Origin of the sequence: Arthrobacter sp. BL-252-APC-1A (assembly GCF_009696625.1) — a bacterium.
In the GTDB taxonomy this organism is placed as follows: domain Bacteria; phylum Actinomycetota; class Actinomycetes; order Actinomycetales; family Micrococcaceae; genus Arthrobacter_B.
The window spans coordinates 77,851-91,721 of record NZ_VULS01000005.1; the positions used below are offsets into that span (position 1 = coordinate 77,851).

Genomic DNA, 13,871 nt, shown 5'->3' on the forward strand with positions numbered 1-13,871 from the left:
GTGCCGCTCCGGGTACCGGCTCCTGCTCTCGGCTTCACTTCACGACGGCGATTGCGAATCCATCCCAGCCCTTGGCACCAACGGTCTGCAGGGCGGAGGCCTCCAGCCTGGGATGGGAACCGAGCAGCTCAAGCGCGGTGCGGGTCCCCTGTACTGTCTCGTCGCCCCCGGAGTCCAGGACGCCGCCGTAGCGCACCACGTTATCCAGGATCAGGACGGCCCCCGGCCGGGACAGCCGCACCGCCCACTCCAGGTAGCCGGGGTTGTTTACTTTGTCCGCATCGATGAACACCAGGTCAAACGGTTCCTGCCCTTCAAGCCCGGGAAGGGTCTCGAGTGCAGGGCCCACCCGGACCTCCACCTGATGCCCGACGCCGGCGCGGTCCAGGTTTTCGCGGGCCACCGAGGCGTGGAGGGGTTCGTACTCGCAGGTGACCAGGGTCCCGCCGTCGGCCAGTCCCCGGGCGAGCCAGATAGTGCTGTATCCGCCCAGCGTTCCGATTTCCAGGATGCGGCGTGCACCTTGGATTCGGGCCAGCAGCATCAGGAACTTACCCTGGCCGGGGCTGACCTCAATTGGCGGCAGGCCGGCTGCTGCCGAGTCTTCGACGGCGGCCTCCAGGGCCGGGTCCGGATGGACCACTGTGGCCGTGAGGTAGGAATCGACGTCGGCCCAGCCCTGGGTTCCCAATTCGGGGCTGACGGTTGAGTGCTGGCGTGCCCCCGGCGTTCCCCGCTCCGCCGTGCCGTGGCTAGGAGTGCCCACGGTATTCGTCCTCGGCTGCCAGGATCTCCTCCAGCCGCTCAACCTTGCCGGTGAGTTCGCCGGTGTGGCCGGGGCGGATGTCCGCCTTCAGCACCAGGGACACCCGGCTTCCGTACCGCCCAACTGCTTCGGTGGCACGGCGGATGACGTCCATGACCTCATCCCATTCACCTTCAATGGTGGTGAACATGGCGTCAGTCCGGTTCGGCAGCCCGGACTGGCGGACAATCTTGACGGCGGCGGCCACGGCGTCGTGCACGGAAGCGTCAGCGGACGGACCGCCGGGGCCGGTTTCCGGACCCACGCCGGACGGGGCAACTGAGAAGGCTACAAGCATGCGCCCAGTCTGCCACCGGAGGCGGCAAACCAGAACCGTTCCGTAGCGGAGCGCAATACAACCGCTCCTAGGTTCCCGGGGTGGCCTCCGGCGCTGCCGAATCAGCCGCGGTATCGGCGGCGATATTGCCGGCGGTGGCCTCATTCCTTGGGTTCAGCCGGGACTTCCGCTGCCCGTACATGAAGTACAGCGCGAAGCCGAGCGCCAGCCAGAACATGAAATAGATCCAGGTTTCCACGGACAGGTTTGTCATCAGGTACAGGCACAGCAGGGTGGACAGGACCGGCAGCACGGGCCCGAACGGCACCCGGAATGCCGGCTTGAGGTCCGGGCGCTTGCGGCGCAGCACCAGCACCCCGGCACTCACGACGACGAAGGCGGAGAGGGTGCCGATGTTGATCATTTCCTCCAGCAGGTCCACCTGGGTGAAGCCTGCCACCAGGGCAACCAGCACGCCGCAGAGGATCTGCAGGCGGGCCGGGGTGGCGTGCTTGGAGCTGGTGCGGGACAGTGCGCGGGGCAGCAGCCCGTCACGCGACATTGCCAGCACCACGCGGGCCAGGCCCATCAGCAGCACCATGATCACGGTGGTCAGGCCAATCAGGGAACCGATGGCGATGACCTGCGCCGCACCGGTGTTGCCTACCAGGCTGAAGGCGGTGGCCAGGTTGGGAGCTTCCACGGATGCCAGCTCGGTGTAGGAAACCATGCCGGTCAGGGCCAGTGAAACACCGATGTACAGGGCGGTCACCACGGCCAGGCCGGCGAAGATGCCGCGGGGAAGAGTGCGTCCGGGGTTCTTGACCTCTTCAGCGGAGGTGGCAACGACGTCGAACCCGATGAAGGCAAAGAACACCACTGCCGCACCGGCGAGGACACCCAGCATGCCGTACTGGGCCGGTGCCGCACCGGTGAGGAAGGAGAACAGCGACTGCGCCATGACGCCTTCAGTTCCGGTCGCTTCGGTGGAAACTGCCTCCGGGATAAACGGTGTGTAGTTCTCGAAGTCGATGTAGAAGAACCCGGCCACGATCACGAACAGCACAACACCGATCTTGATCAGGGTGAACATATTGCCAACGCGTGCGGAGAGCTTGGTGCCCATGACCAGCAGCACGGTGAAGAGCGCGACGATGAAGAACGGACCCCAGGTCATGTCCACCGGGCCAAGGGAGATGGTGGCCGGAATGTCCCAGCCGATGAGGGCGAAGACCTCGCTGAGGTAGATCCCCCAGTACTTGGCGATCACAGCTGCCGCGGTAAATAGTTCCAGGATGAGGTTCCAGCCGATAATCCAGGCGATCAGCTCGCCCATGGTGGCGTAGGTAAAGACGTAGGCGGAGCCGGCCACGGGGATCGCTGTCGCAAATTCCGCGTAGCACATGATCGCGAGCGCACAGGTGATGGCAGCGAGGATAAAGGAGAGCGTGACCGCAGGTCCTGAGAACTCAGCGGCAGCTTTGGCGCCCACGGAGAAGATGCCGGCACCAACAGCGACTGCCACGCCCATGATCATGAGGTCCCACGTTGTCAGGGACCGCTTCAGGCGGCGCCCTTCCTCGTCGGCATCAGCCAGTGATTGCTCTATGGGTTTGGTGCGGAACAGGCTCACTGCGTGGGTCCTTGCTGTGGGGGCGGCTAGGAACGGTCATAAGAGGCCGTGATTCAAGTGTAGGCACAGCGTGCTGGCTAAGTGCAGTTGCCTTTGCGACTATGGGAGAGGCCCGTGTGCAGCGGGCGCCTTTCCTAGAGAACGGACATTGCCATGGCCCGTGGAATCTATGTAAGTGCCATGACTCCGGGTTCCGGCAAGTCCCTGATCAGCCTGGGCCTGGCAGACATGCTCCAGCGGCATGCGGACCGGATTGGGTTCTTCCGCCCGATTGTCGAGGGCAATGACCGCGACAACGACCCGATGGTCCGGCTGATGCAGCGCCGCTTCGACCTGAGCACTTCCAACTGCCGGGGCGGACTCACCAGGCCGGAACTGAGGGCACTGCTGGTCGCGGGTGAACGCGGGGAAGTCGATGCCCGTTGCCTGGCGGTCTACAGCGAGATTGCCGCGAACTGCGACGTGGTGATTGTTGAAGGGACCGACCTTTCCGGCCACGACGTCGCGCTGGAGTTCGACCTGAACGCCCGCCTTGCGAACAACCTGGGCGCCATGGTCATGGCGGTGGTCAACGCCCGGGACATGGGTGTGGAAGAAGCCGCCGACGCCGTTGATGTTGCCCGCGGCCAGCTTGCCGCCGCCAAGTGCGACCTGCTGGCGGTGATGGTCAACCGGGCCGAGGAGTCAGCAGTGGATGAGCTGCGCGCCCACGTCCGCCCAGGTGCCTCCCACCGGCCCGTTTACGTACTGCCTGAGCTGAACGAGATTTCCCAGCCTTCCGTCTCCGAAGTCGCCAAGGCACTGGACGCCCGGCAGATAGCCGGCAGCCGGTCGCTTGAACGCGATGTCACCGGCGTAAAGGTTGCGGCCATGACGGTCGGCAACTTTATCGGCCAGCTGGAAGACGGGTCACTGGTGATCGCGCCCGGGGACCGGGCCGACGTTATGGTGGCAGCCCTGGCCTCTTCCTTCTCGGCGGAGTTCCCCGTGCCCAGCGGCATGATCCTGACCGGAGGCCTGCCCCTGGAAGCAGGGATCCTTGCACTGCTCGCCCAGGCCCCCTTCCCGGTGTTCGCCGTGGATTCCGACACCTATGCCGCGGCACGCGACGTCAGCAACGTCAGGGGTGAGATCGCCACCGGACAGAGCCGGAAAGTGGCGGCGGCACTCGGCGTCTGGTCACGTTATGTGGACGAGAACGAGCTGCTGGAACGGCTGGAACTGCCCCGTCCGGAAAAGACGACGCCGCTGCGTTTCCTGAACGAACTAATCGTCCGGGCCCGGACCAACCGCCGGCATATCGTCCTGCCTGAAGGCCTGGACGTGCGGATCCTGCGGGCAGCGGAGATCCTCCGGCGGCGGGACGTCTGCGCCCTGACCCTCCTGGGGCCAGCCGACCAGGTCCGCGAGCTGGCTGCCAGTGAAGGCATTGATCTCAGCGGCATTACGGTCATCAACCCGGCCACCAGCGGAATGCGGGACGACTTTGCCCGGGAGTACCAGCAGCTACGGGCCAAAAAGGGCGTGACCCTGGAGGAAGCCGGCGAACGTATGCTTCAAGGGGCATATTTCGGCACCATGATGGTGAAGCTGGGCCGGGTGGACGGCATGGTGTCCGGAGCCGCCCACACCACGGCCAACACCATCCGCCCTGCACTTGAATTCATCCGCACCAGGGACGGGGTGCAGATTGTCTCGTCCGTTTTCCTGATGCTGCTCCAGGACCGGGTGCTGGTCTACGGTGACTGCGCCGTGAATCCCGATCCCGATGCCGGTCAGCTGGCAGACATTGCGCTGGCGTCCGCTGCCACCGCCGAGCAGTTCGGCATTCCCCCGCGGGTGGCCATGCTTTCCTATTCGACCGGCGCGTCCGGCAAGGGGGACGCCGTCGAGAAGGTCCGCCAGGCCACTGAGCTGGTCCGGAAGGCGCGGCCGGACCTCCCGGTGGAAGGGCCCATCCAGTACGACGCCGCGGTCGACGCGTCCGTGGCTGCCTCCAAGGCGCCCGGGTCCTCGGTGGCCGGCCAGGCGACCGTCTTCATCTTCCCGGACCTCAACACCGGCAACAACACTTACAAAGCCGTCCAGCAGTCCGCCGGGGCCGTGGCTGTCGGCCCCATCCTGCAGGGCCTGCGCAAGCCGGTCAACGACCTTTCCCGCGGCTGCACGGTGGATGACATCGTCAATACCGTGGCCATCACCGCCGTTCAGGCGCAGGAGGACTAATGCTGGTTCTAGTGGTTAATTCCGGTTCCTCATCGCTGAAGTACCAGGTGCGGGACACAGACACGCGTGAGGTCGTAGCGAAGGGACTGATCGACCGGATTGGCGGGCCGGACGTTCCGGACCATCACGAGGCACTGGTACTGCTAAGGAAACAGGTCACCGAGGTCCTGGACGGCAGGCGGATCGACGCCGTCGGGCACCGCGTAGTCCACGGCGGCGAGCGCTTCAGCCAGCCGGTGCTGGTGAATAACGAAATTACCCGCGCCATTGAACGGCTCAGTCCGCTGGCTCCGCTGCACAACCCGGCCAGCGCCATGGGAATCCGGGCGGTGACGGACCTCTACCCGGACGTCCCGCAGGTTGCCGTCTTTGACACCGCGTTCCACCGGTCCCTCCCCCAGCGTGCCTGGCGGTATGCCATCCCCCAGTCCCTTTACCGCCGCTACGGCATCCGCCGTTACGGATTCCACGGCACCAGCTGCGCCTACGTCAGCGGGCTGGCTGCGGATTTCCTGGGCGTACCGGCGAACCAGTTCGACGCCGTCGTGGCCCACCTCGGCAACGGAGCCTCCGTTACGGCATTGAAGAACGGCCGCAGCATCGACACCTCCATGGGCTTCACCCCGTTGGCCGGGCTGGTCATGGGCACCCGGTCCGGGGACATCGATCCTTCCATCCTGGTGTTCCTGGGACGGGAAGGCTACGGCCCCGACGAACTGGACGACCTGCTGAACCGGGAGTCCGGGCTCCTCGCCCTGGGCGGGGCTGCGGACATGCGCGAGATGGAGGAAGCAGCAGAGGCCGGCAATGAGCAGGCGAAGCTGGCACTCGAAATCGCAGCCTACCGGCTGGCTAAATACATCGGGGGCTATCACGTTGCCGTGGGGGGCGCGCAGGCCATCGTGTTCACAGCCGGCGTTGGCGAGAATGCGAGCGACTTCCGGGCGCAGGTGGCCGGGTACCTGAGCGCCCTGAATGTCCGCCTTGACCCGGAAGCAAATGCGGTGCGTTCAAAGGAGACTCGCCGGATCAGCTCACCGGAATCAGCGATCGAGGTACTGGTGGTTCCCACCGATGAGGAGGAAGCCATCGCCGAGGCGACGGTGGATACCGTCCTGGCCGCAGGCAGGGAGTAGAAACCACGCTTCGACGTGCGCCGCAACCCTACTGGCCGGTACCCGAACAATGATGTCCAACGGCCCGCCCCAGGGCGACAGCACCGGGTGGGCATTGCTATATTGCAGGTCAGGTTAAGCAGAAGCCGCGGATTTTTCTCGTGCGTGGAGTTGGCATGGAGCACACCCTGCGGGTACTGGTCAGAATAGATACAAAAACGTCCTCGGCGTGCATAGAAGTGCGCGGATGCCTGGTTCCGGAGAACTGCCCGGACCTGGTGGAGATCCTTCGACATACCGCCCTGCTCGGCGCACACGTGGTCGTGAACCTCTCCCGGGCCCACCACCTGGACGCCCTGGCCATGGACGAACTCCTGGCCCGCGCCGAGGAAATCCCGCCGCAGCCCATGACCGAAGGATTCACGACGGTCTCAGTGCAAATGCCGCCCCGGATGCCGCTGTGCCCGCCGGCGGCGCCCGGGCCGCAGGCGCCCCTGGATAATCAGCAGGCCTTTGAGATGGCGTTCCTGCAGCGCACACCAGCCGTTTTCCGCCTTCCCGGATAACCGCGCCGGCCAGGATCCCGCGCAGCCCAATCACGGCGCTGCCCCGCACCGCCGGACACCGGCACCGGCACCGAACTGCCTCTTACTCCTCCTCACCGATGACGCCCGTGCCGGCCGCGGCTGCGGCGGCAATCCAGCCCGCCACGCCGCCCAATTATCAGCAGGCTTATAACTTTGGCAGGATGGTGGCAACTTATCCCGCACTATCAAGCAGGAGGTCAGCAGCATGAAGGCAGTTACGTGGCAGGGCAAGCGGAAGGTCAGCGTCGAAGAGGTTCCCGATCCGGTGATCCAGGAGCCTACGGACGCAATCATCCGGATCACCTCCACCGCACTGTGCGGCTCGGACCTGCACCTCTATGAGGTCCTGGGCCCGTACATGAACGCCGGGGACATCGTGGGACACGAGCCGATGGGCATCGTGGAAGAGATCGGCAGCGCCGTCACCAACCTCAAGCGCGGCGACCGCGTGGTGATTCCGTTCCAGATTGCCTGCGGTGAGTGCTTTATGTGCCGGCAGGGGCTGCAGACCCAGTGCGAGGTCACCCAGGTCAGGGAAAAGGGTTCCGGGGCAGCATTGTTCGGCTACTCGGAGCTCTACGGCTCTGTTCCGGGCGGCCAGGCCGAGTACCTGCGCGTTCCGCACGCAGACTATGGTCCCATCAAGGTCAGCTCCGAAGGCCCGGATGACAAGTACCTCTTCCTCTCAGACATTCTCCCCACCGCCTGGCAGGGTGTGCAGTACGCCAATGTGCCCGACGGCGGAACCCTCGCCGTTTACGGGCTCGGCCCCGTAGGCCAGTTCGCTGCGCGGATCGGCACCCACCTCGGCTACCGCGTGATTGGCATCGAGCCGCAGGCAGAGCGGCGCGAACTCGCAGCACGGCACGGCGCGGAAGTGCTGGACTTCTCCAAGGACATTGGGGACGAGCTGCGTGAGATGACCCAGGGCCGCGGTCCGGACTCCGTAGTGGACGCCGTGGGCATGGAAGCCCACGGCTCCCATGTGGGGTCTTTCGCCCAGGCTGCTGTGGGCCTGCTCCCTGATGCCCTGGCGCAGAAGGCCATGGAGACCGCCGGAACGGACCGGCTGTCCGTGCTGCACAGCGCTATTGATGCCGTGCGGCGCGGCGGCACGGTCTCACTGAGCGGCGTCTACGGCGGCACCGCCAGCCCCATGCCGCTGATGACCATGTTCGACAAGCAGCTGAACTTCCGCATGGGCCAGGCCAACGTGAAGCGGTGGATCGATGACCTGCTTCCGCTGGTGGAGGACTCCTCTGATCCGCTGGGCGTCATGGATCTGGTGACGCACCGCGCCGGGCTGGAAGCAGCCCCCGAACTGTACGAGAAGTTCCAGAAGAAGGAAGACGGGTGCATCAAGGTGGTCTTCCAGCCGGGCCTGAACCAGGCATCCTGAAGTAACTGAAACAGCTGTTCCCGCACGGGCTACCGGGCGGGAACAGCTGTTTCATGCCCTCCGAAGGCTCCAGGCCCAGCGAATAAGCGGGAGCTGCAGGGGCAGGCGCAGGGTGTGGATCACCTTGTCCCGCTCCGAACCCCGTTCCCCGAAGGCCCGCTCCAGGGCACTGAGGTGTCCGGCAATAAAGGCCACGTACATCAGTGCTGTCCCGGTTGCCGCTGCCCGCCGGGTAGCCGGCACCAGAAGCGCCCCGGCAGCGGCGGCCTCAATGACACCGCTGGCACTGATCCACTGGCTGCGCGTCAGCACGCCTAAGCGGCCGCCTTTGTCCCGGCAGAGGCTGCGGGGAACGACGGCGGCGTAAAAGCCCGGATTGCGGAAATGGTTTACTGCACTCGCAGCGAGCAGGGCAGCCATCGCGGCGGCAGAGGCGTTCTGTTTGTTCATGAGCTGCTTTCCAGGGTTTCGGCGGGCTGGGCGCTGCGGCTGCGCTGCCTGGCTTCAACGGCATGGATGGCATCCGCCGCCCGCACCAGCGCCAGGTGGGAGAACGCCTGGGGGTAGTTCCCTGCCATGCGCCCGTTCACTGTGTCATATTCCTCGCTCAGCAGGCCAACCTCATTGGCGTAGCCCACCAGCTGGTCCATGAGCCGGATGGCATCATCCAGCCGGCCCGTATGGGCATACTGCTCCACCAGCCAAAAGCTGCAGGCCAGAAAGGGATTCTCCCCCGGCTCAAGACCATCAACTCCCGTCCCGCTGCGGTACCTCAGCAGCAGCCCCTGGCTGTCGAGGAGCTCCCGCTCCAGGAAAGCCACTGTCCCCAGCATCCGCGGATCGTCATAGTCCACGAATCCGACGTGGGTGAGCTGCAGCAGGGACGCGTCCGCCTCGACAGCGCCGTAGGACTGCACAAACGTGTTCCGTCCGGCATCAAATCCACGGTCCAGGATTTCCCTACGCAGTCCGTCCCTGATCGCTTCCCACAGCTCCACCGGCCCTTCCATGCCGCCCTGGCGTGCCGCGCGGGCAGCACGGTCGAACGCCGCCCACATCATGACCCGGGACTGCGTGAAGAACCGCGGCTCTCCCCGCACTTCCCAGATTCCATGGTCAGGTTCTTCAATGTGGCGTTCCAGGAATCCCAGCAGTGCCCGCTGCAGCGGCCACGAGAAGCTGTCTTCAGCGACTCCGCGGTCCCGCAGCCTGGCCAGTGCCACCATCACTGTGCCGACGACGTCCGCCTGGTACTGCTCGACTGCACCGTTGCCGAGCCGAACCGGGATCGAGCCGGCATGGCCGGGGAACTGGGGAAGGATCTTTTCGGGCAGTTCCCGTCCGCCGTCCACGGCATACATGATCTGCAGATCGTCCGGGTCCCCGGCTACTGCCCGCAGCAGCCAGTTCCGCCAGTGCGCGGCTTCTTCGTCGTACCCGTGGGTCATCATTGCCTCGAGCGTCAGCGCCGCGTCCCGCAGCCAGCAGTACCGGTAGTCCCAGTTCCGGGAACCGCCGAATTCCTCCGGCAAAGAGGTGGTGGGTGCCGCCACAATCCCGCCGGTATCTTCATGCGTCAGTGCACGCAGCACCAGCAGCGAGCGCCGCACCGGCAGCAGATAGCGTTCCCCGTCTATGCAGAGCCCGGCCCAGTCCTGCCAGTATCTGGTGGTGCGGGCCAGGGCGGCGTCAATGTCCGCTTGCCCGGGCGTTTCACGGTGTGACGGGTACCAGAGCAGCTCGAGGTCCACGGTTTCCCCGGCACCCACCAGAAACTCCCCGGTGTGCCGGTGGTCGCTGCCGTGCGGGATGTTTCCGCCGGTCAGCACCATGGCGCTGGGACCGGCGATGGCCAGCAGCCGTTCGACGCCGCCCACGGTTTCCCGGCGCATCCAGGGCACAGTGGTGCCGTAGTTGAAACGGCACTGCAGTTCCTGGCGCATCCGCACCGTGCCGGACAGCCCCTTCACCCGCCGCACCACCGAGGCCCGCCGGTCCTTGACCGGCATGAAGTCCGTTACCAGCACCTCTCCGCTGACGGTGTGCCAGTGGGTCTGCAGGATGAAGGTGGACTCGAGGTATTCGCGCCGCAGCACCCTCGCTCCGTGCTGATCCGGTTCCAGCAGCCACCGGCCGTGATCCTCGGTGCCCAGCAGCGCCCCGAAGACGGACGGCGAGTCGAACCTGGGAAGGCACAGCCAGTCGATGCTTCCGGTTCGGGAAACCAGCGCACCGGTATGGAGGTCCGAAATCAGGGCATAATCCTCGATTGGAGTGGCCATTGCACCACTCAACCACAAGCCGCTGCAGGCGCCTACGACTGGTGCCGGGCCCGTGGCTCCTTCGCCGCCGTGATTTCCGAAAGGATGCCGCGCATCCCGGCGGGGTAATTGGTGGTGAATTCCCGGACACCCAGGCTGTAGGCGTATTCGGCGTCCCGGGGATCATCCACGGTCCAGGCGCGCACGGTGCGCCCAAGACGGACCCACTCCGAGATTCGTTCCGGGTGGGCATGCATGTACTCAACTCCCGGGCCGGCTATGCCCGCGGTCCCCGCGGCGATCAGCCCTTCCGCGTCTGCAAGGCCCGCCTCAAGCAGTGCCCTCGCGTCGCTTTCGGGGGGAAGGACGGCCTCCGCTTCGGCAACCGCGGCGGCGTCGACGTCGGACACCAGCTGGCAGAGAAATTCGGCGCCCACAGTGCGCCCCAGGTGCCTGACGGATTCGGGGCTGAAGCTCATGAAACTGACCTGGATGCTGCCAAGGCGCGAGGTGCCCGCATCCCAGCCCCGGGAGGCGAGCAGGTCCAGGACGGCATCCTCCAGCTGAATCCCGAAGGGACCGGGCTGCTTGAACTCCACTGCCAGCCCAATCTCGCGGCCGGCCCCGGCCAAAAGGTCCAGCAGTTCCGCAAGGGTCAGGAACTGCTCGCCGGCACTGCCGCGGTCTGCAGGAATATCCACACCTTTCCAGCCCGTGAAGTCGAGTTCCCGCAGCTCTGCCAGCGTGAAGCCGGACACCGGCCCGGAACCGCTGGAAGTGCGGTCCACTACCGAATCGTGCAGGAGGACGGGCTGGAGGTCGGCGCTGAGGTGGACGTCGCATTCAACGCCGTCAGCTCCTTCTGCGAGTGCCTGCAGGTAGGCAGCCCTGGTGTGCTCTGCATACTGTCCGCTGGCTCCGCGGTGGGCATAGATCTGGGGCTGCACGTGGGACCTTTCGCTGGGATTTGCCTTTTCCACGGTACGCGAGCCCGGTGCCGCCCGGAGGGAGGGCGGCCGGTGCCGAGCGTGGCGCCGCGGCCTTGCGGCTGATTAGATGGCAGTGCGTGCAGATGCGGGCCCGCACGGGAAAACCACTGCCGCAACTGAGCTGGGACTGGAGGAGCGCCGGTGAGCACACCGCTGCTGGAGAAGGATGCTGTAAAGGCCGCGGCCCTGCGGCGGATGAAGTTCATTGCCACCGGGCTGCTGGCGGTGCTGGGCATCATTTTTGTTTTCGCCTTTGCGTTCCAGGACCGCTATCCGTGGCTGCAGTACGTCCGGGCAGCCGCCGAGGGCGGCATGGTGGGCGCTTTGGCCGACTGGTTTGCCGTAACGGCGCTGTTCAAGCACCCGCTGGGCCTGAAGATCCCGCACACAGCGATCATCCCGCGCAATAAGGACCAGATCGGGGCCACGCTGGGCGATTTTGTGGAGGATAACTTCCTCTCAGACGAAGTGGTGAAGACCAAGCTCGATTCAATCGGCATCGCCCAGCGCGCCGGAGCCTGGCTGTCCCGCCCGGAGGGCGCAGAACGGGTGGCCACTGAGGGCGCCGCCGCGATCCGCGGCATCCTGCGCGTCCTGGATGACGAGGCCGTCCGTGACGTCCTGGAGTCCATGTTCCGGAGGCACGTCGTCGACGTCCCCTGGGGACCGCCGGTGGGGCGTATGGCTGAACGGGTGTTTGAGGAAGGCCACCACCACCAGCTGGTGGACCTCCTGGTGGACAGCCTCAACGACTGGGTACACCAGAATCCCGAGGTGGTCGCCCGGCTGGTAGCCGAGAGGTCGCCGTCGTGGGTTCCAGGCTTCCTTGATGACCTGGTGGGAGACCGGGTGCAGGTTGAACTGGGCCGCTTCCTGGACGCGGTGCAGGACGATCCAAACCACCAGGTCCGCCGCTCGCTGGACGAATACCTGCGCGGCCTGGCTTCCGACCTGCAGCATGACCCCGGGGCAATGGCCAAGGCGGAGCGGATCAAGGAGCAGGTGCTCGATGATCCGCGGGTGAAGGAATTAATGGCGCAGACCTGGGCAACCATCAAGGGCGCCCTGGCCAACGCCGTGGATGACCCCGACAGCGAGCTCACCGCCAACTTCAAGTCCGCCGTGCAGGACTTCGGCACCAGGCTGGTAACCGAACCCGAGCTGGCCGCAAAGGTCAACGCCTACGTGGGCGACGCCGCGGGGTACCTGGTGCGGACGTACCGGAAGGACATTGCCGGCGTCATCACCGAGACGGTGGAGCGGTGGGACGCGGAAGAGACCTCAGAGAAAATCGAACTGCAGGTCGGCAAGGACCTGCAGTTCATCCGGATCAACGGCACCGTGGTGGGTTCCCTGGCCGGGTTGGCCATCTTCTCAGTGGCCCACGCAATCTTCGGCTAGGCGCGCGGGTTCTCCGGCAGTGCCTGAATTTCCGCCGCCAGTTCGCCCGGAATTGTGTCCGGAGCTTCCCCAAAGGCACGGTGGGCTGCCTTGATGACCGAGCGGCCCATCGTATAGTTGCCGGCTCCGCCGATGACGGCACCGACGCCCAGCGGCAGGGCGCGGCCAATGATTACGGACCCCTGGCGGGCCAGCATCCTCTTCATGAACTGCTTGCGGATGGTCGTTCCAATAGTGCCCAGCACTCCGGAGGACGCTCCGCCAATCGCACTTCCCCACGGCTGGCCCTTGCTTAGCTGCTGCATCATGGCTGTGCCCTCTTCGCCCAGCATGATGGCCATGACCACGGTGCGTGAACGGTCAGGATCCTGCAGCCGGATGCCGTGGAGCTCAGCCACTGACTGCGCGTACAGGGCGGTGGCTTCGAGAAAGCCGACGGTCGCTGCAACGGAGAGTCCGAGCGCTGCGGCCGTGCCCACGGCGGGTACGACGGCGGTGGCACCGACGGCGGCGCCGCCGCCGGCCACGGCCGCGAGGTAATGGTGCTCGAGGATCTTCACCAGCTCGGCGGCGGAAGCTTCGGGATGCCTGCGCTGCAGCCGGCGGATATTCGCCAGCACCAGCGGCCGCTGGACCTCCACTGCCCGCTCAATGCCCCTGGCAATGTGGGACTTGGGGCGGCCGTCACGGTCAAAAACGGCGCCGCCGGCGAGCCGGAGCGCACTGTTCGTTTTGAAGCCCATGGATGCTCCTTTGTAGTTTCCGGACACACACTGGCACCGGTATCGCTGATTAAGCCTACGTGAGGGGACTTAAACCTGAACGGGCCCACGGAATCAGATTCCGTGGACCCGTTGGTCGGAAGCGGGCCGTGCCCGCCGCCTGCACTGGTTAGGCGCGAGCACCGCGCTTGGTGATCATGCCGTAAACCAGCAGAACGATCAGCGAACCGAGGATGGCAACGATCCAGGTCTGGATCGAGAAGAACTCCTCGAGGCCGATACCGAAAATCGCGTTGCCGATGAAGCCGCCCAGCAGGGCGCCAACGACACCGAGCACGAGGGTGATAACCCATCCGCCGCCCTGGCGTCCCGGAAGCAGGGCCTTCGCAATGGCGCCTGCAATAAGTCCCAGAATAAGGAAAGCAATGATACCCATGTGAATACTCCTTGCTGTGT

General features: G+C 65.5%; 13 protein-coding genes. 5 read left to right on the forward strand and 8 right to left on the reverse strand.

Annotated elements, in window-relative coordinates; genetic code table 11:
• Positions 1–34: 34 nt before the first annotated feature.
• The 3 genes from FYJ28_RS09300 to FYJ28_RS09310 all read right to left on the reverse strand — a co-directional run bounded on the left by FYJ28_RS09300 (position 35) and on the right by FYJ28_RS09310 (position 2,715).
• The gene (locus FYJ28_RS09300; RefSeq protein WP_154579211.1) at positions 35–691 is read right to left on the reverse strand and encodes an O-methyltransferase; all 657 of its coding nucleotides are present in this window, start codon (positions 689–691) and stop codon (positions 35–37) included.
• Between the two features lie 61 nt (positions 692–752).
• The gene (locus tag FYJ28_RS09305; protein ID WP_055240567.1) at positions 753–1,103 is read right to left on the reverse strand and encodes a thiamine-binding protein; all 351 of its coding nucleotides are present in this window, start codon (positions 1,101–1,103) and stop codon (positions 753–755) included.
• A gap of 67 nt (positions 1,104–1,170) precedes the next feature.
• A complete protein-coding gene (locus tag FYJ28_RS09310) occupies positions 1,171–2,715 on the reverse strand; it encodes an amino acid permease (protein WP_326831628.1) in 1,545 nt (514 codons plus the stop codon).
• Positions 2,716–2,868: 153 nt separating this feature from the next.
• Here FYJ28_RS09310 and pta point away from each other — a divergent pair, with 153 nt between their 5' ends.
• The 4 genes from pta to FYJ28_RS09330 all read left to right on the forward strand — a co-directional run bounded on the left by pta (position 2,869) and on the right by FYJ28_RS09330 (position 8,042).
• Complete coding sequence (pta, locus tag FYJ28_RS09315) at positions 2,869–4,941, forward strand: phosphate acetyltransferase (protein ID WP_055240565.1); 2,073 nt, start codon at positions 2,869–2,871, stop codon at positions 4,939–4,941.
• Positions 4,941–6,077, forward strand: a complete 1,137-nt coding sequence (locus FYJ28_RS09320) for an acetate/propionate family kinase (RefSeq protein WP_154579105.1) — start codon at positions 4,941–4,943, stop codon at positions 6,075–6,077. The genes pta and FYJ28_RS09320 overlap by 1 nt, the downstream gene beginning before the upstream one ends.
• Positions 6,078–6,232: 155 nt before the next feature.
• On the forward strand, positions 6,233–6,622 hold the full coding sequence (locus FYJ28_RS09325; protein ID WP_154579106.1) for a hypothetical protein: 390 nt from the start codon (positions 6,233–6,235) through the stop codon (positions 6,620–6,622).
• A gap of 226 nt (positions 6,623–6,848) precedes the next feature.
• On the forward strand, positions 6,849–8,042 hold the full coding sequence (locus tag FYJ28_RS09330) for a zinc-dependent alcohol dehydrogenase (RefSeq protein WP_154579107.1): 1,194 nt from the start codon (positions 6,849–6,851) through the stop codon (positions 8,040–8,042).
• 51 nt (positions 8,043–8,093) lie between these two features.
• On the opposite strand, the gene FYJ28_RS09335 is transcribed toward FYJ28_RS09330, so the two are convergent.
• The 3 genes from FYJ28_RS09335 to FYJ28_RS09345 are packed head-to-tail and all read right to left on the reverse strand — an operon-like array spanning position 8,094 to position 11,250.
• Positions 8,094–8,492, reverse strand: coding sequence for a DoxX family protein (locus tag FYJ28_RS09335; protein ID WP_055240561.1), 399 nt, complete (start codon positions 8,490–8,492; stop codon positions 8,094–8,096).
• Positions 8,489–10,342, reverse strand: coding sequence for a glycoside hydrolase family 15 protein (locus FYJ28_RS09340; protein WP_268235005.1), 1,854 nt, complete (start codon positions 10,340–10,342; stop codon positions 8,489–8,491). Before FYJ28_RS09340 ends, FYJ28_RS09335 begins: the two co-directional genes overlap by 4 nt.
• Positions 10,343–10,356: 14 nt before the next feature.
• On the reverse strand, positions 10,357–11,250 hold the full coding sequence (locus tag FYJ28_RS09345; RefSeq protein WP_326831629.1) for a glycerophosphodiester phosphodiesterase: 894 nt from the start codon (positions 11,248–11,250) through the stop codon (positions 10,357–10,359).
• Between the two features lie 237 nt (positions 11,251–11,487).
• Here FYJ28_RS09345 and FYJ28_RS09350 point away from each other — a divergent pair, with 237 nt between their 5' ends.
• Positions 11,488–12,693, forward strand: coding sequence for a DUF445 domain-containing protein (locus FYJ28_RS09350; protein ID WP_154579213.1), 1,206 nt, complete (start codon positions 11,488–11,490; stop codon positions 12,691–12,693).
• Here the strand turns inward: FYJ28_RS09350 and FYJ28_RS09355 are convergent.
• Positions 12,690–13,436, reverse strand: coding sequence for a hypothetical protein (locus tag FYJ28_RS09355; RefSeq protein WP_154579109.1), 747 nt, complete (start codon positions 13,434–13,436; stop codon positions 12,690–12,692). The two genes, FYJ28_RS09350 and FYJ28_RS09355, sit on opposite strands and share 4 nt — an antisense overlap.
• A 148-nt stretch (positions 13,437–13,584) precedes the next feature.
• Complete coding sequence (locus FYJ28_RS09360) at positions 13,585–13,851, reverse strand: GlsB/YeaQ/YmgE family stress response membrane protein (protein ID WP_055240556.1); 267 nt, start codon at positions 13,849–13,851, stop codon at positions 13,585–13,587.
• Between the last annotated feature and the right edge of the window lie 20 nt (positions 13,852–13,871).

What these genes read in the sequence shown, in the direction of transcription:
- FYJ28_RS09305 (WP_055240567.1), bottom strand. Translation starts at nt 1,103, where the DNA reads ATGCTTGTAGCCTTCTCAGTTGCCCCGTCCGGCGTGGGTCCGGAAACC.
- pta (WP_055240565.1), top strand. Translation starts at nt 2,869, where the DNA reads ATGGCCCGTGGAATCTATGTAAGTGCCATGACTCCGGGTTCCGGCAAG.
- FYJ28_RS09320 (WP_154579105.1), top strand. Translation starts at nt 4,941, where the DNA reads ATGCTGGTTCTAGTGGTTAATTCCGGTTCCTCATCGCTGAAGTACCAG.
- FYJ28_RS09325 (WP_154579106.1), top strand. Translation starts at nt 6,233, where the DNA reads ATGGAGCACACCCTGCGGGTACTGGTCAGAATAGATACAAAAACGTCC.
- FYJ28_RS09330 (WP_154579107.1), top strand. Translation starts at nt 6,849, where the DNA reads ATGAAGGCAGTTACGTGGCAGGGCAAGCGGAAGGTCAGCGTCGAAGAG.
- FYJ28_RS09335 (WP_055240561.1), bottom strand. Translation starts at nt 8,492, where the DNA reads ATGAACAAACAGAACGCCTCTGCCGCCGCGATGGCTGCCCTGCTCGCT.
- FYJ28_RS09350 (WP_154579213.1), top strand. Translation starts at nt 11,488, where the DNA reads ATGAAGTTCATTGCCACCGGGCTGCTGGCGGTGCTGGGCATCATTTTT.
- FYJ28_RS09355 (WP_154579109.1), bottom strand. Translation starts at nt 13,436, where the DNA reads ATGGGCTTCAAAACGAACAGTGCGCTCCGGCTCGCCGGCGGCGCCGTT.
- FYJ28_RS09360 (WP_055240556.1), bottom strand. Translation starts at nt 13,851, where the DNA reads ATGGGTATCATTGCTTTCCTTATTCTGGGACTTATTGCAGGCGCCATT.